At 56.3% G+C, this 21555-nt stretch carries 35 protein-coding genes and 1 pseudogene; 26 read left to right on the plus strand and 10 right to left on the minus strand.

Annotated features, from left to right (window positions below; all coding sequences use genetic code 11):
* The first annotated feature begins 53 nt into the window (after positions 1–53).
* The 4 genes from ACO77H_RS12005 (at position 54) to ACO77H_RS12020 (ending at position 2955) form a co-directional block, all read left to right on the plus strand.
* Positions 54–842, plus strand: a complete 789-nt coding sequence (locus tag ACO77H_RS12005; RefSeq protein ID WP_432755538.1) for a DUF6651 domain-containing protein — start codon at positions 54–56, stop codon at positions 840–842.
* 75 nt (positions 843–917) lie between these two features.
* Positions 918–2066, plus strand: coding sequence for a P22 phage major capsid protein family protein (locus tag ACO77H_RS12010; protein ID WP_432755539.1), 1149 nt, complete (start codon positions 918–920; stop codon positions 2064–2066).
* Positions 2067–2123: 57 nt separating this feature from the next.
* Positions 2124–2459, plus strand: coding sequence for a hypothetical protein (locus ACO77H_RS12015; protein ID WP_432755540.1), 336 nt, complete (start codon positions 2124–2126; stop codon positions 2457–2459).
* Between the two features lies 1 nt (position 2460).
* Complete coding sequence (locus ACO77H_RS12020) at positions 2461–2955, plus strand: DnaT-like ssDNA-binding protein (RefSeq protein ID WP_432755541.1); 495 nt, start codon at positions 2461–2463, stop codon at positions 2953–2955.
* Here ACO77H_RS12020 and ACO77H_RS12025 read toward each other — a convergent pair.
* Entirely contained in the window at positions 2952–3257 is a 306-nt protein-coding gene (locus ACO77H_RS12025; protein ID WP_432755542.1) for a hypothetical protein, read from the minus strand. The genes ACO77H_RS12020 and ACO77H_RS12025 overlap by 4 nt on opposite strands.
* A gap of 39 nt (positions 3258–3296) precedes the next feature.
* Between ACO77H_RS12025 and ACO77H_RS12030 the strand changes: the two genes are divergently transcribed.
* From ACO77H_RS12030 to ACO77H_RS12055, 6 genes are all read left to right on the plus strand, one after another.
* Positions 3297–3686: a hypothetical protein gene (locus ACO77H_RS12030; protein ID WP_432755543.1), complete on the plus strand. Its 390-nt coding sequence runs from the start codon at positions 3297–3299 to the stop codon at positions 3684–3686.
* Positions 3683–4258, plus strand: a complete 576-nt coding sequence (locus tag ACO77H_RS12035; protein ID WP_432755544.1) for a hypothetical protein — start codon at positions 3683–3685, stop codon at positions 4256–4258. Before ACO77H_RS12030 ends, ACO77H_RS12035 begins: the two co-directional genes overlap by 4 nt.
* Positions 4255–4674: a phage tail terminator-like protein gene (locus ACO77H_RS12040; protein ID WP_432755545.1), complete on the plus strand. Its 420-nt coding sequence runs from the start codon at positions 4255–4257 to the stop codon at positions 4672–4674. Before ACO77H_RS12035 ends, ACO77H_RS12040 begins: the two co-directional genes overlap by 4 nt.
* Before the next feature lie 71 nt (positions 4675–4745).
* Complete coding sequence (locus tag ACO77H_RS12045) at positions 4746–5402, plus strand: phage tail protein (protein WP_432755546.1); 657 nt, start codon at positions 4746–4748, stop codon at positions 5400–5402.
* 3 nt (positions 5403–5405) lie between these two features.
* The gene (locus tag ACO77H_RS12050; protein WP_432755547.1) at positions 5406–5786 is read left to right on the plus strand and encodes a phage tail assembly chaperone; all 381 of its coding nucleotides are present in this window, start codon (positions 5406–5408) and stop codon (positions 5784–5786) included.
* A gap of 47 nt (positions 5787–5833) precedes the next feature.
* Entirely contained in the window at positions 5834–6112 is a 279-nt protein-coding gene (locus ACO77H_RS12055; RefSeq protein ID WP_432755548.1) for a DUF1799 domain-containing protein, read from the plus strand.
* Positions 6113–6254: 142 nt separating this feature from the next.
* Here the strand turns inward: ACO77H_RS12055 and ACO77H_RS12060 are convergent, their stop codons facing one another.
* Positions 6255–6503 carry a hypothetical protein gene (locus ACO77H_RS12060; protein ID WP_432755549.1) on the minus strand — a complete coding sequence of 83 codons (249 nt, stop codon included), beginning with the start codon at positions 6501–6503 and terminating at the stop codon, positions 6255–6257.
* 80 nt (positions 6504–6583) lie between these two features.
* Positions 6584–6835 (minus strand): protein L, encoded by a 252-nt coding sequence (locus tag ACO77H_RS12065; protein ID WP_432755550.1) that lies wholly within the window; start codon positions 6833–6835, stop codon positions 6584–6586.
* A 139-nt stretch (positions 6836–6974) separates the two neighbouring features.
* Here ACO77H_RS12065 and ACO77H_RS12070 point away from each other — a divergent pair, with 139 nt between their 5' ends.
* From ACO77H_RS12070 to ACO77H_RS12085, 4 genes are all read left to right on the plus strand, one after another.
* Positions 6975–7574, plus strand: coding sequence for a DUF6338 family protein (locus tag ACO77H_RS12070; protein ID WP_432755551.1), 600 nt, complete (start codon positions 6975–6977; stop codon positions 7572–7574).
* Complete coding sequence (locus tag ACO77H_RS12075) at positions 7574–7723, plus strand: hypothetical protein (RefSeq protein ID WP_432755552.1); 150 nt, start codon at positions 7574–7576, stop codon at positions 7721–7723. Before ACO77H_RS12070 ends, ACO77H_RS12075 begins: the two co-directional genes overlap by 1 nt.
* A 123-nt stretch (positions 7724–7846) precedes the next feature.
* Positions 7847–8638: a hypothetical protein gene (locus tag ACO77H_RS12080; protein WP_432755553.1), complete on the plus strand. Its 792-nt coding sequence runs from the start codon at positions 7847–7849 to the stop codon at positions 8636–8638.
* Positions 8622–9011, plus strand: coding sequence for a hypothetical protein (locus ACO77H_RS12085; RefSeq protein ID WP_308935625.1), 390 nt, complete (start codon positions 8622–8624; stop codon positions 9009–9011). Before ACO77H_RS12080 ends, ACO77H_RS12085 begins: the two co-directional genes overlap by 17 nt.
* Before the next feature lie 52 nt (positions 9012–9063).
* Here the strand turns inward: ACO77H_RS12085 and ACO77H_RS12090 are convergent, their stop codons facing one another.
* From ACO77H_RS12090 to ACO77H_RS12115, 6 genes and pseudogenes are all read right to left on the minus strand, one after another.
* Positions 9064–9345, minus strand: a complete 282-nt coding sequence (locus ACO77H_RS12090) for a hypothetical protein (protein ID WP_432755554.1) — start codon at positions 9343–9345, stop codon at positions 9064–9066.
* 42 nt (positions 9346–9387) lie between these two features.
* Positions 9388–9681: a hypothetical protein gene (locus tag ACO77H_RS12095; RefSeq protein ID WP_432755555.1), complete on the minus strand. Its 294-nt coding sequence runs from the start codon at positions 9679–9681 to the stop codon at positions 9388–9390.
* Complete coding sequence (locus ACO77H_RS12100) at positions 9678–10304, minus strand: hypothetical protein (RefSeq protein WP_432755556.1); 627 nt, start codon at positions 10302–10304, stop codon at positions 9678–9680. The genes ACO77H_RS12095 and ACO77H_RS12100 overlap by 4 nt, the downstream gene beginning before the upstream one ends.
* A gap of 43 nt (positions 10305–10347) precedes the next feature.
* Positions 10348–10680 carry a hypothetical protein gene (locus ACO77H_RS12105; RefSeq protein WP_432755557.1) on the minus strand — a complete coding sequence of 111 codons (333 nt, stop codon included), beginning with the start codon at positions 10678–10680 and terminating at the stop codon, positions 10348–10350.
* A gap of 54 nt (positions 10681–10734) precedes the next feature.
* On the minus strand, positions 10735–11076 hold the full coding sequence (locus ACO77H_RS12110) for a hypothetical protein (protein WP_432755789.1): 342 nt from the start codon (positions 11074–11076) through the stop codon (positions 10735–10737).
* A 9-nt stretch (positions 11077–11085) separates the two neighbouring features.
* Positions 11086–11172: pseudogene (locus ACO77H_RS12115) on the minus strand (hypothetical protein); the annotation flags it as partial.
* 120 nt (positions 11173–11292) lie between these two features.
* Between ACO77H_RS12115 and ACO77H_RS12120 the strand changes: the two are divergent.
* The 11 genes from ACO77H_RS12120 (at position 11293) to ACO77H_RS12170 (ending at position 20295) form a co-directional block, all read left to right on the plus strand.
* The gene (locus tag ACO77H_RS12120; RefSeq protein WP_432755558.1) at positions 11293–11469 is read left to right on the plus strand and encodes a hypothetical protein; all 177 of its coding nucleotides are present in this window, start codon (positions 11293–11295) and stop codon (positions 11467–11469) included.
* 68 nt (positions 11470–11537) lie between these two features.
* Positions 11538–12398 (plus strand): BRO family protein, encoded by an 861-nt coding sequence (locus ACO77H_RS12125; RefSeq protein WP_432755559.1) that lies wholly within the window; start codon positions 11538–11540, stop codon positions 12396–12398.
* Complete coding sequence (locus tag ACO77H_RS12130; protein WP_432755560.1) at positions 12395–12613, plus strand: hypothetical protein; 219 nt, start codon at positions 12395–12397, stop codon at positions 12611–12613. Before ACO77H_RS12125 ends, ACO77H_RS12130 begins: the two co-directional genes overlap by 4 nt.
* Complete coding sequence (locus ACO77H_RS12135) at positions 12610–13416, plus strand: KilA-N domain-containing protein (protein ID WP_432755561.1); 807 nt, start codon at positions 12610–12612, stop codon at positions 13414–13416. The genes ACO77H_RS12130 and ACO77H_RS12135 overlap by 4 nt, the downstream gene beginning before the upstream one ends.
* Before the next feature lie 123 nt (positions 13417–13539).
* The gene (locus ACO77H_RS12140) at positions 13540–14028 is read left to right on the plus strand and encodes a hypothetical protein (protein WP_432755562.1); all 489 of its coding nucleotides are present in this window, start codon (positions 13540–13542) and stop codon (positions 14026–14028) included.
* A gap of 57 nt (positions 14029–14085) precedes the next feature.
* Complete coding sequence (locus tag ACO77H_RS12145) at positions 14086–17421, plus strand: phage tail tape measure protein (protein ID WP_432755563.1); 3336 nt, start codon at positions 14086–14088, stop codon at positions 17419–17421.
* Positions 17421–17759 carry a phage tail protein gene (locus tag ACO77H_RS12150; protein ID WP_170058755.1) on the plus strand — a complete coding sequence of 113 codons (339 nt, stop codon included), beginning with the start codon at positions 17421–17423 and terminating at the stop codon, positions 17757–17759. Before ACO77H_RS12145 ends, ACO77H_RS12150 begins: the two co-directional genes overlap by 1 nt.
* Before the next feature lie 11 nt (positions 17760–17770).
* Positions 17771–18523: a phage minor tail protein L gene (locus ACO77H_RS12155; protein ID WP_432755564.1), complete on the plus strand. Its 753-nt coding sequence runs from the start codon at positions 17771–17773 to the stop codon at positions 18521–18523.
* 2 nt (positions 18524–18525) lie between these two features.
* Positions 18526–19287, plus strand: a complete 762-nt coding sequence (locus ACO77H_RS12160) for a C40 family peptidase (RefSeq protein ID WP_432755565.1) — start codon at positions 18526–18528, stop codon at positions 19285–19287.
* A gap of 25 nt (positions 19288–19312) precedes the next feature.
* Entirely contained in the window at positions 19313–19567 is a 255-nt protein-coding gene (locus ACO77H_RS12165; protein ID WP_432755566.1) for a hypothetical protein, read from the plus strand.
* A gap of 365 nt (positions 19568–19932) precedes the next feature.
* Entirely contained in the window at positions 19933–20295 is a 363-nt protein-coding gene (locus ACO77H_RS12170) for a DUF2388 domain-containing protein (protein WP_432755567.1), read from the plus strand.
* A gap of 125 nt (positions 20296–20420) precedes the next feature.
* Here the strand turns inward: ACO77H_RS12170 and ACO77H_RS12175 are convergent, their stop codons facing one another.
* Entirely contained in the window at positions 20421–20828 is a 408-nt protein-coding gene (locus ACO77H_RS12175) for a hypothetical protein (protein ID WP_432755568.1), read from the minus strand.
* Positions 20829–21055: 227 nt separating this feature from the next.
* On the opposite strand from ACO77H_RS12175, the gene ACO77H_RS12180 reads away from it, so the two are divergent.
* Positions 21056–21481: a hypothetical protein gene (locus ACO77H_RS12180; protein WP_432755569.1), complete on the plus strand. Its 426-nt coding sequence runs from the start codon at positions 21056–21058 to the stop codon at positions 21479–21481.
* Positions 21482–21555 lie beyond the last annotated feature (74 nt).

Here is a 21555-nt window from a genome sequence, read left to right on the forward strand (position 1 = left end):
GCCGCGTCGGGCCGGATGGCCCACCAAATGGGCGGATGCCCGGAGACGAACCGATGAAACTGAAACTCGACGAACAAGGCTATGTGGTTGTACAGGATGGCAAGCCGGTCTACACGCACGACGATGGGAAGGACGTGGCGTTTGACGCGCCGTCGGCCGTATCCAAAATCACCGCGCTGAACGCTGAAGCCAAAGGTCACCGCGAAGCCAAAGAGACTGCTGAGGCTCGCGCCAAAGCATTCGAGGGCATTGAGGACCCTGAGCAGGCTCTTGCAGCACTGGCAACAGTCGCCAACCTTGACTCTGGCCAGCTTGTCCAGGCGGGCAAGGTCGATGAGATCAAGGCGGCTGCTATTGCCGCCACCGAGGAGAAGTTCAAGGCTCAGGTCACCACCCTTGCGGAACAGGTGAAGACCGTCACTGCCGAGCGTGACACCACCACCGGCATTCTCTATCAGGAAAAGATCGGCGGCGCTTTCGGGCGCTCCAAGTTTGTTTCCGACAAGATCACGGTTCCGCCTGACATGCTGCAGAACACTTTCGGCAAGGCCTTCAAGGTCGAAGAAGGTAAGGTCGTGGCTTATGGCGACGATGGCAACAAGATCTACAGCCGAGTTCGCCCGGGTGAGTTGGCTGACTTCGATGAGGCGCTGGAAACTCTCGTCGAACGTTACCCATATCGCGACAACATCTTGAAGGGGTCTGGCGCCAATGGTGGTGGGGCTCCCAATAATGGTAGCAAGGGTGGTGACAACAAAGCCCTTCCTCGAGCCGCGTTTGATGCGCTTGATCCCGCCGCAAAGGCAGATCACGCCCGCAATGGCGGCACGGTTACCGACTGACCAAAGCCGCCGGGGTTTGCCCGGCAAGTAATCAATGCCCGCCACTGAGCGGGCTTTTTTGTGGAGAAAGCCAAAATGGCGAGCACCCTTAACGGCCTTGTGCCGGACTTGTACGAAGCACTGGACGTAATCTCGCGAGAGCTGACGGGTTTCATCCCTGCCGTATCCCGCGATTCGTCGGTTGCCCGAGCTGCAATCGGTCAGGACGTACTGGTTCCGATCACCAGCGCAGAAGCAGCGTCCGATAACACCCCAGGCGTAACGGCCCCGGACACTGGTGATACTGTCGTTGATAACGTCGCAGTAGCCATCACAAAGAGTAAACACGTTCCGGTTCGCTGGAATGGTGAGCAAACCCGAGGCCTGCAAAATGCCGGCACTTTCTCTTCCATTCAGGCTGATCGCTTTTACCAGGCGATGCGGACTTTGGTGAATGAGATTGAGAAGGATCTTTGGCTTGAGGCGTACCGGAATGCTTCCCGTGCGTTCGGTACTGCGGGCACCACGCCATTCGGCACTGCTGCAGATCTGTCCGACTTCGCAGGTGTCCTAGGTGTTTTAGAGCAGAACGGTGCACCAACTAACGATTTGCAACTGGTCTTGGGGCACTCAGCGATTGGAAACATGCGCGGCAAGCAATCTGTGCTGTTCAAGGTCAATGAGGCAGGCTCCAGCGACATGCTACGCAACGGCATGACTGATCGAATCATGAACATGGCTATCCGTCACTCCCATCAAGTTGGGCGACACGTCAAAGGTACTGGCGCTGCGTACGTCACCAACGGTGCCACCGCAGTAGGTGCAACCAACATTGCACTGGCCACTGGTACTGGCACTGTCTTGGCCGGCGATATCGCGACCTTCGCGGCTGACGGCGACAACAAGTACGTCGTCGGTACCGGTGTTGCGGCCCCGGGCACTATCGCGCTGAACAAGCCCGGCTCGCAGATCATTATCCCGACTGGCAACGCACTCACCTTGGGCAACTCGTACACCGCGAACGTGGCGTTTGCCCGCTCGGCCATCGTACTGGCCACTCGTGCCCCTGCAATGCCTGAGGGCGGTGACTCTGCAGATGACGTGATCACGATCACCGATCCGCTGACAGGCCTGTCATTCGAAGTCGCGGTTTATCGCCAGTTCCTGCAAACGGCTTACCACGTCCGTTTGGCCTGGGGCTGCCGCGCTATCAAGGATGAGCACATCAGCTTGTTGATCGGTTAACTCAATCACTACGACGACCAGGGGCTTCGGCCCTTGCGTTGTTTCTGGAGAATGAAAATGGCAGGACTGACTAAAGAACAGAAGGCGGCAAAGGTGCTGCTGGCCAAGGCTATCGAGCTCAGCGGTTTGAGCGCGGAGGCTTTTGAGGCCCTGGGCGAGCAGGAGCGTGTTGACTGGAGCAACAGCGCACAGGACGCGATTGATTTGGCTGCGGCAGACGCTCAACGCCTTGCGGATGAAGCTGCAGCGGCGAAGCCGAAAGGTAAGTCAGCCGTGGAAGACGATGAACCGGACTTCACCGGCCTGGTCAAGGTTGAGCAGGGCGGGGAAGAACTGCACGTTCACCCTTCTTGCCTGGATGATCACAAACGACTCGGCTGGAAAGAGGTCTGATATGGCTCTGGTGATCGAGAACGGCAAGGTGGTGTCAGGCGCCGATAGCTTCGCAACGGCCGCCGAACTGGTCACCTATGCCACGAACTTCGGCAAGGTCATTCCGGCCGACGAGGTTGCGCAGGAATCCCTGCTACGCCGAGCAGCCCTGCAAATGGACGCAATGCCATGGAAGGGCAGAGCTGTGAATCGCGATCAGGCGCTGGCCTGGCCTAGAGCTGAGGTCAAGCGTCAAGGCTGGGTGTTGCGGTTCGACGAGATCCCTCCACAGATCAAGGCTGGCCAGATGGCATTGGCCGCCGAGATCCATGCGGATGACCTGATCGCGCCCGAAACCAAAACGGGAGCAGTCGTTTCCGAAACTGTTGGGCCGATCAGCACCACGTTTGCCGTCGCCAGTAAGTCGGTGAGCAAGCCGGCGGCAACCCGGCAGTCGTATGCCCAGTTCGCTGGGCTGCTGGAATCTTCAAGTCAGGTCAGCCTGATGAGGAGCTAAACCCCTAGAGAGAGGGTGACCAACTTTGCTTTTATCTGCAACGGTGACAATCCTTCAAGCAACATGTCTTCGAATTCGCTCACCATGTCCTCGTCAAAGGGTGAAAATTTTGCTCCACGAGCAACATAGAACTCTACGAATCTCAAGCCCATCATGGATAAGCCTAAGTACTGAAAAGCCAGCAATATTGAGTCTCGAAGTTGGGTTTTCAGCGCTTCCGTATCTCCGGACAATGATTGCGTAGTGATCAATCGGACCCTTCTCTCAGTAATCGCTTTTGCCCTATTCGCTTGCGTCAACATTTCAAATTCCTTTTAGCGGTGGTTTTGGGGGGAGGGCTTATGCCAGATATTTATGATCGTGCCAAGGCTGCGTCCTCAAGAATGCTTGCGCCCCGATCAAGAGGTGGTAAGGGGCTGGAGCTCTCCCTGATTCGGGTCACTACCGGCGAGTACGATCCCGAGGTTGGCGGAAGCTCGGTGCTAACGGAGCAATTCGACGGCTCAGGGCTGCGCCAAAACTATCGCCAGCAAGATATCGACGGCTCGCTGATCAAGCAGGGCGACGTAAAAATCCTGATCTCGCCGGTGCTGCTGGATGGCGTGGACACTCCGCAGCCGGTGACACTCGACAAGATCGCCTTCGACGGTGACACCTACACGGTCCAGCACGTCGATCCTTGGGACTATGCTGGCATCGCTGTCGGCTTCAGCGTGCAGGCCAGAAAATGAGCTTTAGCATCGATGTTCGGGAGTTCGTCGAGAAGACCAAAAGTGATCTTGAGGAAGTGGTCAAGAAGACCGCCATCGACCTTCTGACCTCCATTGTCGATCGGTCACCAGTCGGTAACCCAGAGCTGTGGGCGGTCAATGCCACTGCAGTTCAGTACAACGATGAAGTTAAGAGGCTGAATACAGAGTTACGTAACGACCCTACCAATCTCACCAAAAATGGCCGCCTAAAGCCTGGGCGCTTGATCAAAGATGGTATGGACCTCGTTGCAGGTAAGGAATATGTAGGAGGTCGCTTTAGGGGTAACTGGCAGGTCTCTTTTGATACCGCAATCACCAGTAGCATCGACCGCATTGATCCAAAGAGCAGCGCGACAAGGGATGCGGGCGCAGCTCTTATCCAGACGTTTACGATTGGCAAAGGGGCGATCTGGATCACGAACAATCTCCCGTACGGCCCTCGGCTTGAGTACGAAGGCTGGTCCAACCAGGCGCCGGCCGGGATGGTACAGATCACCGTGACGGAGTTTCAGATGTACATCAACAAAGCCGTCTCGGAGCTTTCAAAATGAGCGACCGGATTATCCGAAGTCTGTTCGAGGCACGCTTGAAGGCCTGGGCTGATACGCGCGCACCCAAGCTGGTGATCGCTTATGAAGGCGTGGCATTCACGCCGCCGGCTGGAGGGGATTCTTACCTGAGGGCATACCTGATGCCCGGGAATACCGATAGCGAGGATCTTGCAGGCAAGCACGTCTCCTACCGGGGCGTATTTCAGGTCAGCGTGGTTACTGCGCCCGGCTCGGGCACTGGTGCCGCTGGCGCAATTGCTGAAGAGGTCGCACAGGTGTACCCGAACAACCTGTCGCTGACGAAAGCGGACTTCACGGTTTACGTCCGCTCGCCCATGGCCACGGCCGCATCCATCCAGGGCGAGACCACGAGTACCTTGCCTCTGTCGTTTCAGTATCGAGCCGATACGTTCTAATCCGCCCGTTGGGCAACCCCCGAAACCCGCCTCTGTGCGGGTTTTGTCATTTCTGAAAAGAGGAAACACCCATGGCCGGCATCCAAATGCCCAACGGCGCCACCCTTGAGATTGCGTCGACTTACGGCGTTGCAATCCCATTCACTGCGCTGACCAATGCCAATCCGGCAATCGCAACTGCTGCAGCCCATGGCTTGGCCGAGGGCGATGTAGTCGCCGTCAGTTCCGGCTGGACTCGCCTCGACGGCCGCGGTGTCCGTGTGGGGGTAATTGCCAGCGGCACCTTCGCCCTGGCTGGCGTGAACACCACCAACGCTCAGCAGTACCCCGCGGGCTCCGGTATCGGCTCTGTCCGTGAGGTAACAGCCTTCACCGAGATCTCTCAGATCACCGAGATGAGCTCCAGTGGTGGTGATCAGCAGTTCCTGACCTTTGGCTTTCTGGCTGACGATGACGATCGCCAGATGCCGACTACCAAGAACCCCATCACGTTGACCTTCACCGTGGCTGATGATCCGTCCAAGCCATATGTGGCCGTCTGTGAGGCGGCGGACGATGATAAGCAGGCTCGCTTGCTTCGCCTGAACCTGCCGGGCGGTAGCAGCATTATCTACAACGGTTACGTGTCGATCACGTCGACCCCGACCATGTCCCGCAACAACCTGATGACCCGTGTGATCAGCCTGGCGCTGACCGGTCGTCCAACCCGTTACGCGGCCGCGGTGTAACCCATGGACAAGTTCAAGTTGATCCAAAAGCCAACCTTCAAGGCGCCGGTGATGATCCAGCGCGCGGGCTACAACGCTGAAAAGGTTGAGTTCGAATTCAAGTACCTGGACCGAACCGCGCTGGCCGAGCTGTATACCGGCTGGAACGAGCGGCACGACGAGTTGGGCAAGCAGGTAGGGGACATGGACCTCAAAGCTTTCACTGCCGCCCAGATCGCCCTGCAAGCCGACCAACTATTGGATGTAGTGGTGGGCTGGGATATTGAAGAGGAATTCACGCCTGAAAACGTGCGCATCCTCGTCAACTCGATCAACTCGGCCCCGAAGGCTGTGCTGAATGCCTACGCAGAAGCCTTCAGTGAAGCCCGCCTGGGAAACTCCTAAGCGCCTCCCGCGCGCTGTATGAGCCAGGGCCATCAGATGCAGAACTGATGGCCTTCGGTTTGTCTCGCCAAGACATTCCCGACAAGGAAATCGGCATCTGGCCGGATAACTGGGAGGCCTTCAAAGTCTTCGAGGCCATGAGCACCCAGTGGCGCACGGGCGCGTGCGGCGCAACAGGCATGGACTACAGCGTTCTCTCCGGTGTGATTCGGATGTGCGGCGTGCCGATCAGCCAACGACAAACCATTTTCAGCGACTTCCGGCGTATGGAGGCTGAAGCCCTGCAGGTGATGGCGGAACAGCGGGAAAGTGTGAGGGGCGCCTGATCCTCAGGCACAAAGATGCGAAACAACCAACATGACGCGGCAGGGCCGCAGGAGCAAAATATGACTCAGCCGTTTGAAGTAACTGAAGATGGGAAAGTGCGCATTGTCGGTGCTGTAATTCGCGACAATGCGCAGGTGGGCGTTAGCGGGGCTTAGCTCCTACGCCGTTTTTGATTGCTTGTTCAACATTGCTCAGGTCACCACCTACGGCATCCAGGGGAAGTACGTAAGCGGCCTTATCTGCGCCGTCTTGAACTGTGTTTTTGAAAAAATTGACGTACTTTTGCAGTTCGGCCGCATCGTAGTCCGGACGGGAGCGCAGATACAACGACACAGCGCCTAAAGCGGCGACTACGCCAGCCTCAAATGATGAAACAGGGGTTTTGCTCATATTGACCTCCAGGTCATAAACGCGCCGATATTGGCGCAACCCCAGTCCTTGGGCTTGCAGGCGAAGGACTGGGGAATCCTTTACGCTTTTGTTTGGGTTCTAACGATCAATTCCCACTGAACAGGTTTTCCTTGGCACTCATGCTGCGACTTATTCTGCGGGGGGAACGGATCACCTTGGTTCGAGGTGATCTCATCTCCGCATGCGTAACAGCGATAGATGCCAGAAACAGGCACCTTTTGCCCTATGCCATATATATGGGTCCAGTGTTCGTTTTCAGGCTTGTCGGTGGTAAATACGTACTTTTTTGTTTGTTCAGTAACTAAAGCCATGCTGCCTCCATGCGGTGTTTTTTTGGAGGCACAACGCTACTACGAGCGATCATCATACGGTTACTGGCATTCCATCCACGCTAGATGCCTGGCCAGGTCCGGAGTAATCTGACCGCACAGATCGAAATGGATGCTTCCCATGGGTGAAATAGCAGGAACGCTAATGCCGCTGTTGCAGGCCTTGCTACCAGGTTTCCTAGCCACGGTCGTTTTTTACTGGCTTGCGGATGCAAAAAAGCCTACTCAGTTTGAGCAGGTGATTCAGGCGTTAATCTGTACTGGCTTGATTAGATTTGTAGTTGATGGCATTTACTTTTTGGCGACCTGGCTTGGTCAATTCCATTCGCTTGGCGAGTGGACGGAAAATATAGCCATGGCTTGGGCGCTGTTGCTGGCCGTTGTATTTGGACTGGGCTTGGCATTCCTGTCCCAGCATGACATCTTTTACACGCTTGCAAGGAAGTGCGGCCTCACGTCGAGAGCGTCCGTAGGGGAGTGGCGCTACGCATTCCTGAAATTTCCCGATCGCGGCATCGTGTTGAACTTCAAGGACGGTCGCCGCTTAATGGGCTACCCTCTGGCGTGGCCTGCGGAGCCAGAAGGCGGGCATTTCGTCATGGAATTTCCTACCTGGCTTGTAGGAGACGATGCGGTTCCGCAGGATGGCGTCACTTACTTGATGGTGGCGAACAGCGACGTGCACTGGGTAGAATTTCTTGAACCGCAGGGGAATGTCTGATGAATGATCAAAACAATGGCCGTCCGTTGATTATGGAGCGCAAGCACGTCAACGATGGGATGAACGTGAATCCAGAGCGCAGCAGAAGCGTGCTCCCTGCACAGCCACCTAAAGCTCCGCCTCCGCCGCCAACTCCTAAGAAAGACTGATGTACGTAAAGCCTGGCCTGCGCTGGGCTTTATTTGTTTGCACAGACGCGTAGCGCACCGGATAGCGCTGCAGAGCAGAAATTCATATTTGAACTCCTCAATGACAGTTTCGGGACAAGCAGGATGCAGCAGCCAAAATCAGTGCTGGAAGAGTGCTCTGAGGAGCGACTTAGAATTCAGGAGCGGCTCAGCTTCTCTTATGAAATGGACGAACTCGCAATTGAGCGGCTCAAGAGAAAGTTGCGCGGAGATTTGAAGGTGCAAGGTCACCCCAAAACTTACGCGGGAGCGCTGCACCTCGAACTAGCGTATCTGCTTGGTGTACAAGGGAAAATTGAAGCGGATGCGGAACTTGATTTCGCCGAAAAATGCGGTGTTGATCGTATAGCAGTGTCCCTATCGCGATCTCATATAGCTCTTATGAATGGCCGCATATGCTCGGCCAGAGTCATTGTGGAAGAGCTTTCCCGGATGGATGACCTTCCAGAGGGCGCTCGCCCGCTTCTAACTGCCCATTTCAGCCAGGCTGGAATGCTGGAGGAGTTGATGAAGACCCAGGATCTAAGTCACGACCTTACGCGCGAGACGGCTGCCGCGCAGATTCTTCAGGCAATTGGGGTTGCCGATATTGAGCTCACCAAGCGGCTAGATACTGCTTGTAGGGTAATAAGGGCAAATGCCAATCACCCTATCCTTGGTATGAAGCTTTTCGCCATGGAGAACGAAGGGATTATGTATCGCTATGTTGTCAAAGCATCTGATGACGAATTGATCGAGCTGAACGACAAGGTGTTGGATGCACTGATTGAACAACATGACGGCCCCCTCGACCAGCAGCTTTCGATCGGTGTCGTGCCTTGGACTCCTGATGAGCAATTCATTCTGGAGGCCGCTTATCATGTCCGTGTCAACTGACGACTTTCTCGAGCAAGCCTTCAGGCTATTGGAAGGAGCGAATGAAATTGATCACAGGTCAGCGATCAGTAGAGGTTATTACGCTGCTTACCACAGGGCCTTGGAAACTGCAGCAAGGCTTTGTTTGCCTGGCACGCAAAGAAATGAAGCGGGAGTTCACGAAAAGCTAATTTTGAGGTTTGAGGCTCAGGGTAAAGGGCTGAAAAAGATCGCCCGAAGGCTGAGGGACAACAAGCGAGCGAGAGCGGCAGCAGATTACGACATTCGAGATATTCTTCCTGCTAGTGAAGCCGCTCTGGCAGTCAAGCTTTCTCGCATACTTGTGGAGGACCTCGAAAAGCTTGGCACTATCGCCCGAGATACAGCCAAGTAGCCAACGATCGACCAGCCCCGCGCAGGGCTTTTTACATCTGGCGAAAGTTTTTTCAACGGGAAATCGTCTGCATCAGTACAACTAAATTGCTTAACCCGTCATTGCCGTAGTTCGGGTCTTTCTCTAGTTGCGCTATTAGCCAAGCGATATCACTGCGGGACTGGTCTGAAATTTTTCCGCTCCATGGTAGGAGTAGGTTAGTTACCGCGTAAGCCTCTGATGGCCAGCTTCTCTCAAGTCCTTGAATGAGCAACTCTCTCATCTTGGAGAGAGCGTATGGCCCGTATGCGGGGTCCTGGAGAGCCAGCTTCAAGCTTGTGAAGTCGTGCAGCATTTATGCCTCCTCTTATGGCATCAATAAGCCCAGCAAGCCGGGCTAGTCTTCGACTAGTTCAAGCTGCTGCCGATCGAACATCTCACTCAGTATTTTGGTGTGCTTGCGCTGCGTGAAGGAGTAGAACATTTTTTGGCCGAGCAGAATGCTCTTCATGCTATGAGCTGAAATGAGCTTCCTCGTCGGTACTGAGATCTCTACGGTCGTGCCATTGCGGGAGTCGGTCACTTCAAGCTGGTAGGACTCAATCAAGTCGCCCCGCTTGGTGTGGCCTAGGCATTTGAAAGTGAGGGGTTGTGCCGGAGCGGCGTACTCCACTTGGCGGCGAATTGTCATGATTCTTCCGCGTCAGCCAAGAGCTGCGATAAGAAGGGGAATTCAACGCAGCAGACCTGCTCGATCTGCTCGCGCACATGCTGATGAGTCCCTTTGTCATGTGTTGCGATCGTGAGGTAATAGTTCTGGCCTTCGTATTTGGCAAATATGATCCATTCACCGCTCAGTGCTTGTTGCTCCGCAAGCCTCTGGCGGTTTCCGCTCACAATATCATCGACCAATGCAGGTATGTCCGTAGGGTCTACGTAGCGAGTCTCGCCCGCAGCTTTTGCCTCTTCGATTTTCTGGTCAAAAAAAGGCATGCCAAACCGCTTAAGTCCCTTATCAACGTTCATTGCTATCGACGCCAAGCCGTCTTGTAAGTAATGCTTGTGCCATAGGCCTTTGAGGGGTGGTCGTTTATTTTGTATGGGCGCCTTGAATTGACCCAGCGCGCCCATCTCGAGGAGTTCGATTTCGTGAACAATCGTTGAGGGGTTTTGCCGGCCGGATAAAGCGCCTCCGAGGAGGTTAGCAACGAGTAGAGCGCTGTATCGCCCAGGCGCCGCACGCTTTAGTCCGATTAGTCCGATGAATTTATGTATCTCAGCTTCGGAGAGGTGTTGTTCTTTAATTGAAGACATTTCGCATCCTTGCGCATGCGTGAGAAAGATGGCCTGCCGGAGACTACTGCCTGCAAATCGGCATGTGGCGGAAGTATTCGCCAACAGCGCTGACGGTCCCTGGAGTCAGATCAACCTCGTCGTACCAGAATGACGCGCGCAGCGGGATGCCCACATTGAACAGGCAAACAAATTGCTCCTCATCCAGATCGTAGATGACCTGCTCAACAGCTGGCGCGAGCTCCGATCCGGTCATCGTTTCCCACAATTTGCAGCTGGTTCCTTGCTCTAAACGAAGGCCAGGAAAGGGGGCGAAGGGAAGGGTGAGTTGATGGCTGCAGTAACCAAGTAGCTCGCCCTTTTGGACGACTCTGACTGCGAGCAAAACCTTATGCATTGGAGCTCCTATTATTGAGGCGTGTTGTCGAAAAGCCCGGCGGGCCGGGCTTGTTCAGCCCTTTTTGGGTGTCTTGGCGTTCAGCTTGATTTGCGCTTGCAGTGCATCGTACTTCCGCACAGCTTCATGCCGCTGCTTGGACAAGCTATCGACTTCAGACTGCGCCACGGTTGTGGCCGCAAGCAGCGCAGCCTTTTCTTCTGCAGACGGCGAATCATTCAGTTCGGCCTTCAGATCAACTAACGCTCGGATTTTTGCCATCTGCAAATGAAGAAGTGTTGCTTGCTGACTATAAAGCTCGTTGAGCTCAGCTACTCCGTCTTCGGCAGAGATCGCCCTGGATTCAGGGATGTAGTCATAACTGGCCTCAAGGCGAGAGATTATCTCTGCGTGCAAAGACCTTGAACCCTGTTTGGCGCTTTCCTCTAGGCGCTGCCGTAGCTCCGAGGGCATGCGGATTGGGTATGGAGATATGACGTGTCGGTCGCTCATAAGGGGCCTGCGTTTTGTATTAAGGCCAGTATGCGAAATGAATCAAAAAGACTCAATGAGTCCACTTGACTCTTCGGTTTTGTGAGTTAATATGAGTCCACGAACAACAAGGAGAGGCGCATGAAAGACGCGCATAAGGTGGCGCCATACAGCTTGAGGATTGCGGAGAATCTGAAAGGGAGAGCAAAGGAGGAGGCGATGACCAACCGGCGCAGTCTCAATACAGAGCTTGAACTCTTGATTGAGGAGGGCTTCAAGTGGCGGGAAATGCAGCAGGACAAGCAAGCAGTAGCCTAAAACGAAGAAACCCCGGCTTGCAGGCCAGGGCTTCGGGTAACGAGATCAACTACCAGGAAGAAATCGTCATGAGCGATATTAGCACAGCCACATCCAATGTCATCCCTTTCAAATTCGGCAAGCAGCAGGTACGCACGCTGCTGATTGATGATCAGCCGTGGTTCGTGGCGGCTGATGTCTCGTCTGCCTTGGAATACCGTATTGCCGGTGACATGACTCGAAACTTGGATGAAGACGAAAAGGGTACGCAGATTGTGCGTACCCCTGGCGGCGACCAAGAAATGCTGGTCATTAACGAGTCAGGCCTTTACTCGGCAATCCTGCGCAGCCGAAAGGCCGAAGCCAAGCGCTTCAAGAAGTGGGTCACCGCTGAGGTCCTTCCGGCAATCCGCAAGCAGGGCAGATACGAAGACTCCAGCAACAAATTGAAGACGCTGATGGACGATCTGGTCGACATGACCGAGACAGCTACCCTCAAAGGCTTGGCACGCCACAAGGTGGCACATCTTCCAGCCTCCATTCAGCGCAGTGCTTCCGCTCGTATTTATTCGGCAGTGCACACACGCTTCAACGTACCGCGTCTTGAGTTGATCCCTGCACGCCAGTTCGAGTCGGCGTGTAACTTCATCGCGGCCTACGCAGTCCTTGAGGGTGAATTCATTCCGAAGGGGCAGGGCAAGTCATTCGATATCCCCGAGAAGCTTGGCGAATGCGAGCGATATCTCGTCAGCGCTGATCATCGCGGCAATCGGCAGGTCACGCCTGTGCCAATGGGCGCGTTCGTTCTAACGCGGCAGCAATTCATGCAGTCAATGCTTGTGGACCGGGATATGTATGTCTCCACAGCGGAAATGTTCCAGTTTGTAGCGCTTGCAACCGAGAACCTCCGCATTCGATCGCTCAGCCAAGCGCGGAGGGCTGCAGCATGAACTTCACCCTTAAGGCTGGCGGCCGCGCCTTGATCCTGATGCCGGAGCGGCCAAACCTTGTCGGTCGCTCCGGCCAACTGATCCGCAAGATTGAAGAAAGCTGGCTGATGCTGGTCGAGGGCAAGCGCTACTCGGTCAGTGAGAAAAGCCTGATGCCGCTGGACGGCTTCAATCCAAATGTGGCTGCGTCGATTGAACTGAGGAAGACAGCATGAATGCGCTGATGATTGCAGGTATCGAAATTCACCAGGATCAGGACGGCCGCTTCAGCCTTAACGATTTCCACCGGGCGGCAGGCGGAGAAGATCGCCATCGCCCATCCCGCTGGGTGGAAAATCAGCAGGCCCAAGAGCTTGCCGATGAAATTGGCAAAGCCGGAATTACGGCTTTGAGGGTGGCACGGGGCGGAAGGGCTGCTGGCACGTACGCCTGCAAGGAACTGGTCTACGCCTATGCCATGTGGATCAGCCCCGTATTCAGCCTGAACGTGATCCGCACGTTTGATTCCGTCGCGGCAAACGATAACGCCATACCGCAAGAGCGCAAGCTTTCCGTAGCGGCCGACAACCTTGACGCCGCTCGGCGCATCGCCGAATGCTTCGGCCTTGAGGGCAACCAAGCGCTGCTGAGCGCAAATAGCATGGTCAAGTCAGCTATCGGCGTAGACCTGATGGAAATGGCAGGCGTTAAGAGGCTGGTCAACGAATCGCAGGAAATGAACTTCACCCCAACCGAGCTGGGCGCGAAGTTTGGCATGAGCGCGGTGAGCATGAACAAATTGCTCGCCGAGTGCGGGCTACAACATCAGGTGATCTACAAACATGGCAAGAAGCGCTGGGAAGTTACGCCTGACGGCAAGATCTTCGCGGTCATCACCGACACTGGCAAGAAACACAGCGACGGAAAGCCGGTGCAGCAGATCCTTTGGAAGGAATCTGTGCAGGAGATGTTGGCCAGGCTGGCTGATCAGCTACGTTCCGGGCTGCCGGCCGTAGTTGCTGGTGGCGTCCGACGTTAGATTTCAAATGTGATTCTGAGTCACATTTAACTACCGCCACGAAATTAACCCCGCCCATGCGGGGCTTTCGTGTTGCTCCCTTGTTGGTGATAAAGTCCCGTGATATCTCAACAAGGGAACGATATGAAAATGTTCGTGGGGGCTTTGGCGCTCGTAGCGCTGGCAGGGTGTGGTGACCAAGGGCCTTGGGATGGGCCAGTTGGCACTAAAATGGGGGTTACAGCTTCTCAGTTGGAGAAATATGTCGCCCTGTCAAAAGATGGGGGCGCCGATCCCCTGGGTCGAACGACCTACTTTTCTCCGCAGGCGCCAAAAAACGAGGCAGGCGCTGATAGGTATTCATATTTAATCGGTGGAAAATCTGGGTTGTGCGAGGTCGGCCAGTGGTTTCAGAGCATTAACTCTACAAACTCCGGCGTTGCAAAGTCGCTTGCAGATAAGTACGGGGCGCCAAACAAGGAGGCCGCGCCAAGCTGGGGCGTGTCATGGACGGCTGGCGAACATAAGCTTGACCATGACCTTGAGTCCATCAGGATCAAGTTCAGCGGTGAAGAACCCCGTATCTCTGCCTATGTGAAATACACGTACAAGAACCTGAAAGACTGCAAGTAAATCTAATTCTGCAAAGAGCCCGCCTAGAGCGGGTTTTTTATTGCCCGGAGAAAACTGATGAGCACGAACTTCGCCTCGCTGGGCATTTCTGTCGAGTCTTCGCAGGCTGCAAAGGCTGCCGACGATCTGGACAAGCTGGTTGATTCGGCAGTTGATGCCGAGAAGGCGATTGATGACCTTGGCAAAACTGGCGAAGGGCTGGCCAACACCGGAAAGAAGATTACTCAAGCTGAAAGTGAGGTGGCCCAGGGCGTCGACAAGTCCACTGCCGCGATAGACCGCAAATCTGGTGCAAGCCGCAAAGCAGCCGACAGCGCTGTGGTTGAGATCAATGTTATCAGCCAGCTCGACAGGGCAATGACCGGCAACATTACCAGCATGGAGTCGCTGATCCAGGCTGAAGGTCTGCTTGAGCGCGCCCGCAAGGGCGGGCTGGTCACCATTGAGGAGCAGGCGAAGTATCAAGAGCAGCTGGGAAAGGCCTACGACAAGATTGAGAAGGCCGAAGCCAAAGAACTGGCGCAGAAGCAAAAGCTGATCGAGGCTGAGAATCGCCAGATTGAGGCACTGAAGCGCACCGTCAACGGGATTGACCCAGTGACCGCTAAACTGGCGAAGCTGGAGGCTCAGGAGAAGGCGCTTAACGACCTGCACAAAGCAGGGCAGATTGATGCTGATCGCTATAACGAGGCCCTGACCAAGATCGGTAAGGACCGAGCGGGGCTGACTGAGGCCGCCGGTGCGTTCGACAAACTGAAGCTGGGCACTCGCCAGGCGCAAGAAAACGTCATGCAGCTTGCCAACGCCATCCAGGCGGGCGACCTGGGTAGCGGGGCGCGTGCGATCGCTCAGTTGGGAGCTGGCGCCGGCGAATCGGCGAAAAGCCTGGCGGGCATGATGATCCCGGCCGGCCTGCTGGTCGCCGTAATCGGTTCGCTGGGCTACGCCTACTTCGATGCAATGAAGCAGGCGCGCGAGTTCAACGCCGCTATAAATGCCGGTACGAATGGTGCCGGGCAGACCATCGCCAGCCTGAAGGACATGGCCAACGGCGCTGGGCGCGTCACCGGCAACCTGTCCGGGGCGCGCGAGGCAGTCGTTTCGCTTGCATCCGGAGCAGCTACCAGCGGCACGCAGATGCGTAATCTGGCTGAAGCCGCAGCGGCCGTAAGTGAAGTAACCGGGCAGGGCGCGGGGGAGCTCGCCAAGTCATTCGTAACCGCCGGCGAGACCGCAACCGAAGCGGCAGGCAAGATCAGCAGTCAGTATGGGCTGCTCACCCTTGAACAGTACCAGGTGATCAAGGGGCTGGATGACCAAGGTGAAAGTCAGCGCGCGTTGGATGTTCTCAGCGAAGATTTGAATCAGGCCGCCTTAACGCGACTGAAGACCTACCGCGAGTCGCTATCCGACGTAGAGCGCGATTGGGACAACATCAAGGCCGCCATCAAGGGTGCCTATGCAGAAGTCAGGTCTGAGATATTCCCCGACCTGGCCAAGCAGATCGAGATCACTCAGCGCGTACTGGATACCCGGAAAGGTGGCGGGGTAGCTGGCGCGATCTCCAATGGGCTGAGTTCGCTGAACTCTGCGCTTGGCCTGGGTACCGGTGAGCATGACGACTCGACCGCCGCGCTCGAGGCGAAGCTTGCAGCACTAAAAGCCAGGCAGGCGGCCAGCTCGAACCTGGCGATTACCACCGGTGAAAATACCGACGCGAACCAGAAGGCCATTGAGGCTCAGCGGGCGCTGGACGCGCAGCTCGATAACGTAAACCCTTTGGCCAAGCGTCAGGCGGGCTTGAGAAAGCTCAACGATCAGTTTCGTGCGCTATATGAGAATGCCGAGAAAACCGGACAGAAGTCGCCGCTACTTGATGGTGTCAGCTTCGATGGTAACAAGTTCGCTGGCGGCGCCTATGACACTCTGCTGAAGGGGCTCCAGGACAAGAACAAAGACCCAAAAGCAGTCGGTACTCAGGTCGACCTCACCAGCTTCAACAACGCCAAGAACGACCTAGCAGCGATCACCGACACCTACAAAAACTACCAAAAGGAACTAGAAGCGGCGCAGAAGGCCGGCCTGCTGTCGGAGGAAGATTATCTGCTGCGGCGCCAGGCGCTGATTGGCAATCAACTCGACCAAACCACTGCGGCCTACGAGGCTGAGATCGCCGCGCTGGAGGCCGCCAAGGGCAAGAAGACCACTTCTGCGGCGCAGAGCATCCAGCTGGACCAGAAGATCGCAGACGCGCGCGCAGGGATGGTCAAGGCGCAGAAGGATGCCGATAGCCAACTTGAAGTGTTGGCTACCAATGAGACCGGGCGCCTGGCCAAGCAGGAGCGGGCAATCAGCTCGTACGTGCAGGCGCTAGGGCAGCAACAGCGGGCCCTGGGGCTTGCGGGCCAGCGGGCGGTGCTCGGCGTTGGCCAGGGAGATCGGCAGAGCGCGCTCAACGGGGAGCTGAACAGTCAGCAAGATCGGTTTGCTCAGCAGTCGCTAGATCTGGAAAACCAGCGCTCCGATCCATCGCGCAATATGTCGGACGAAGAGTTCACCCGAAAATCGCAGGCACTCGCCGATGCGAACAAGAAGGCAACCGACCAGATCCGGCAGAACTACGCGGATGTGGAGGCCGCCCAGGGCGATTGGACGAAGGGCGCGACATCGGCCTGGGCCAACTATCTGGATTCGGCGCAAAACATCGCTGGCCAAACCAAGGCTCTGTTCGGTAATGCCTTCAGCTCCATGGAGGACTCGATCGTCAACTTCGCCATGACCGGGAAGCTGTCGTTTGCTGACTTCACCAAGTCAATTCTTGCCGATATGGCACGCATCGCGACCCGACAAGCAGCCTCTGGCCTTCTCGGCTCCCTAGTGGGGCTTGGTGTGTCTGCTGCTGGGTCGTACTTTGGCGGCGGTGTCGCGACATCAGCCGGGTCGACAGCGGCCGGGTATAGCCCTGAAGTATTGGCTGGCTGGTCCGGTGTGACCCAGGCAAAGGGTGGCGCATGGTCCGGCGGCGTGCAGATGTTTGCCGACGGCGGTGCGTTTACCAACTCCATCGTCAGCAAGCCCACGGCGTTTGGCATGGCCAACGGCAAGACCGGGGTGATGGGCGAGGCAGGGGAAGAGGCAATCATGCCGCTGACCAGAACCTCCAGCGGCAAGTTGGGTGTAATGGCAATGGGCGGTGGCGGAGCGGGCGGCACGCAGATCAATGTCGAGGTGCACATCGATGGCGATGGCAACGCGTCGTCCTCTTCCGACGACCCTGGCTACGACCTGTTCGGCAAAGAGCTGGCAACGTTCGTCGAGCAGAAGTACCAGGAACTGCGGACGAAGGACATGCGCCAAGGCGGCGTCATCAACAAAGCAATCAAGGGGCGCTGATGGCCATCGAACGATTCATCTGGGAGACGGAGAAGGGCGCGGAAGGGGATGTCGCCCAGCGCGTCCGCACCAAGCAGTTCGGGGACGGTTACGAGCAGTCGGTCGAGGACGGCCTCAACAACCAGTCCCAGTCCTGGCCGCTCACCTTCACCGGTGCCAAGCCCCGGGTTCTGTTAATCAAGGCGTTCCTTGATCGGCACAAGGGGGCAAAGGCGTTTCTCTGGACGCCTCCCCTTGGGGATCTGGGCCTCTACAAGTGCAACGGCTACAAGCCTGTGCACCGCGGCGGCCAGGTCTATGCCATCACCGCCACCTTTCAGCAAACCTTTCACCCCTGAGATAACCGCCCATGGCACTGATCACGGACATCCAGAAACTGGAGCCCGGCGGCGAGATTCGCCTGTTTGAAATTGACGGAACCGAGTACGGCGCGGATTACCTGCGCTTTCACGGGCACGCTATTCCGCACACACCCGAAGAACTGCTGGCATACGAGCATTCAGATGAGGAGCTCCCGGCCAAGTCGATTTGGTGGCAGGGCGAAGAGTACGCGGCCTGGCCGGTGCAGATTGAGGGTATTTCTTCGAGTAGCGACGGCACCGCCGCTCGGCCGACTTTCGCCGCCGGCAACGTCAATGGGCGCGTCACGGCGCTGTGCCTGGCCTTCGAGGACCTGCTCAAGTTCAAGCTGACGGTTCGCGAGACGCTGGCCAAGTACCTGGATGCAGCGAACTTCCCCGAGGGCAACCCAACTGCCGACCCTACCCAGGAGGCGCTGGAGATCTGGTACATCGACCAGAAAACCAGCGAGGACGGCGAGGCCGTGGTCTGGGAGCTGTCCTCGCCGGGCGAGATCGATAACCACGGTCTGCCCGGCCGGCAAATGACGACGCTATGCCATTGGGCCATGACCAACGGCTACCGCGGGCCAGACTGCGGCTACACCGGTGCGGCGATGTTCGACGACGAGGACAACCCCACGGACGACCCGGCCCTGGACCAGTGCAAGGGCTGCTTGTCGTCTTGCAAGTTGCGCTTCGGCGAGAACAACGAACTGTCCTTCGGTGGATTCCCCGCCGTTTCCCTGATTGCCCGGAGCTGACCATGCGCAAGCACATCATTGCGGCTATCCAGGCGCACGCGGCGGCCCAGTATCCAAAAGAATGTTGCGGCCTGCTGCTCGCCACCGGGCGCAAGCAGAAGTATTTCCCGTGCCGGAACATCGCAACGGAGCCGAACGAAGAGTTCAGGCTTGATCCCGAGGACTACGCCGCGGCGGAAGACTTGGGCGAAGTGATCGGCATCGTTCACTCACACCCGGACGCCACCAGCAGGCCGTCGCCGCATGACCTTGCCATGTGCGAGGCCACTGCCTTGCCCTGGCACATCCTGAGCTGGCCCGAGGGCGACCTACGCACGATCACACCGACCGGCCGTACGCCGTTGCTCAAGCGTCCGTTCGTGCACGGCGCCTGGGACTGCTGGCAGGTCTGCGCTGATTGGTACCAGCGTGAGTGGGGTCTGGAGTTCGAAGCTTTCCAGCGCACTGATGGCTGGTGGGAGAGTGCGGAGAACATCAGCCTGTACGAGGCCAACTACGAGGCCGCCGGCTTCGTGCGTGTCGATCGGCCGCAGCGCGGTGATTTGATCGTAATGCAGGTCGGCCGGACAGCTCACCCTAACCATGCTGGTATCTACCTGGGCACCGATCCGTCACTACCAGGTGAAGAGTCGGGCGCATTCGGCCCAGGCCCGTTCCTGCTGCATCACCTATACGGCAGGCCGTCCGAGATCATCGTCTACGGCGGGCCCTGGCATGACCGGACACGCCTGATCCTCAGGCACAGAGATTCAAAACAACCATGACGCGGCAGGGCCGCTGGAGCTAGGCATGCAAACCTCGCAACGCTACATGCTGACTATTCACGACCTTTTCACCATTGCCGGCGGTGGCATCTACGGCGCTGAAGCCGAAGTCGCAATTTTTGATGGTGACGTCGAGATTGATCGCGTGAAATTCTCCGGCAAGTGCCAGAGCAAAGGTGGCTACAGCCGCAGCTACCACGGTAAGTCAGGGCTTAGAGCAGTGCTTGTATCTGGGCCTGGGAGAATTGATTTTGGTTTGAAGCAGGCGGTCGCTATCTAGGTTCTTCGCCGCCACCCATAAACTCATCGGTTCCTAGCCTATGCGACCCATACTTCACAGTGTGGCCATCGCCCAGTCGCTCAGCCTCGATCTCTGCGACATTCTTGTCGGTGTAAATGTCAACAAAGCTCCAAGGATCATTACGACCCACGGCCCATCCCAGCACCCACCCAGGCATATCCGGGTCTGCTGGTAGATTCTTCACGAGACTTCTGACTGACATGGCCATTCCTTGGTAGTTGAAGACGCAACGCTACTACGGCAATCGTCAGGCGAGTTACTGGCATTCCATCCACGCTGGATGCCTGGACAGGAAGACTGTAGATTCAGTTCGTAAAGGATGATGTACGCCCGTGGAGTGGATTTTGCGCAAACTGATTGTTGTGCTTATGCTCGGTTTTCCGTGCAGTTTTCCCGTAATCGCTGGTGATGGCAGGCCGGTCAAGGTTTCGGCCTTTGGAGCGATTGTCTCATCGAGCCTTGCTGTGACTCTTTCCCCCGTCACGCTTACCGAAGACAGTCAAGAAAGTAGCCAGAATAGTTCAAAGAGGGGGGACCGAAAGATACTTGCCGCTCGCAATGATGCCGCAGCTTTCGTCGCGAGTGATGGAGTTATTAGAGGCGCGAGCCTGGAGGCTGCGTTCGAAGTTTTGCGTACTCAGAATGAAACAAGCTCAGTTAGTGACGTCGAGCTAGCCGAAGCAGTTTTGGTTTATGAATTACGCTAGAAAAATGGAGTTTCGACCATTTGTAGCCAGCTCGCGCTGGGCTTTTTGCATCCGCCCCTCAATGAAGTGGATGCCAGGCCAAACTCGCGCTTTCAGTGTGATTCGCCTGAATCGGCGAACAGCATTCACAGGATGCTGAAATGGGTTTCATCGTTCACATCTTCTAGCTTGATCTGCACTCCATTTTCGAAGTGAAATGCTATGACGCTTCCGGTGACGGTTGGTGCCATGACGTATCCGTTTAACGCTACGCCCACAACGCCTGCGAGCGTACCAACATCGATATGTGGGCAATCCCAACCTTCTTCCGAATCGCTCCACGGTTCCGGTGGTGTTGAGGACGATCGCCAGAAGATAATGCCGCAATCAAAATAGGCCCGGTACCGTCGACCACCGAAACTAATGTGACTCACGTTCGCCGGGGCGATCACTTTCCCGTCACAGGCAAATGATTCGCAGATGAAGGAGTCGCATACCAGGCCTGTTATGTCCGGAGGTGTGCCGTTGATTTCCAGCTCAAGAGTTTGAGTCATGTGCCCTTGCTCGGTTGTAATGCGCAGAGGTTGTGCGCGATGCTTTTTACATCCTACCCCTCAGTGCTACAGTCCCGCCAAACCAATGGAGCTACATGCGATTTTGATATGGCAGTAGCGGAAGCGGTAGCTAAGTTGGCGATGTGCACGGCGTCTACGATGAATGAGGCGCGCCAAAGCGGGCCGAGAATAGCGGGTAGTTTCCCGGCAAACCAAGGAAGAAAGCGATGAGAGTGTTTTTTGTATTGCTGATGATGATCAGCGGCTATGCCTTTGCCGGCTGCGACAGCATTGGTGATTCGGACCAGCGCGCCTACTGCAAAGCCAAGGAAGGCCGTGGTAGTTGTAATTCGATCTCCTCCAGCGACCTGCGCTATACCTGCAACGCGGAAACTAATGGGAGTAGCTGCAATAGCATCAGCGACAGTGACCAGCGCTATTACTGCAATGCCAAGACCAATCATGGTAGCTGCAACTCGATCTCCGACCGCGACCTTCGCTATACCTGCAATGCTGAAACCAATGGTGGGAGCTGCAATAGCATCGATGACAGTGATAAGCGCTATTTGTGTAACGCCAAAACCAACAACGGTAGCTGCGGCTCTATCTCCGACAGCGACCTGCGTGCGCAGTGTGATGCTCTGAAGCGCTAGCCTTCAGCACCGACGACGCATTGGACAAAGTTACTGCTTGAGAGATTTCGATGCCGGAAATGCTACAGTCCCGC

The sequence above is a fragment of the Pseudomonas sp. WMBT8 genome (assembly GCF_050916005.1).
Classification (GTDB): domain Bacteria; phylum Pseudomonadota; class Gammaproteobacteria; order Pseudomonadales; family Pseudomonadaceae; genus Aquipseudomonas.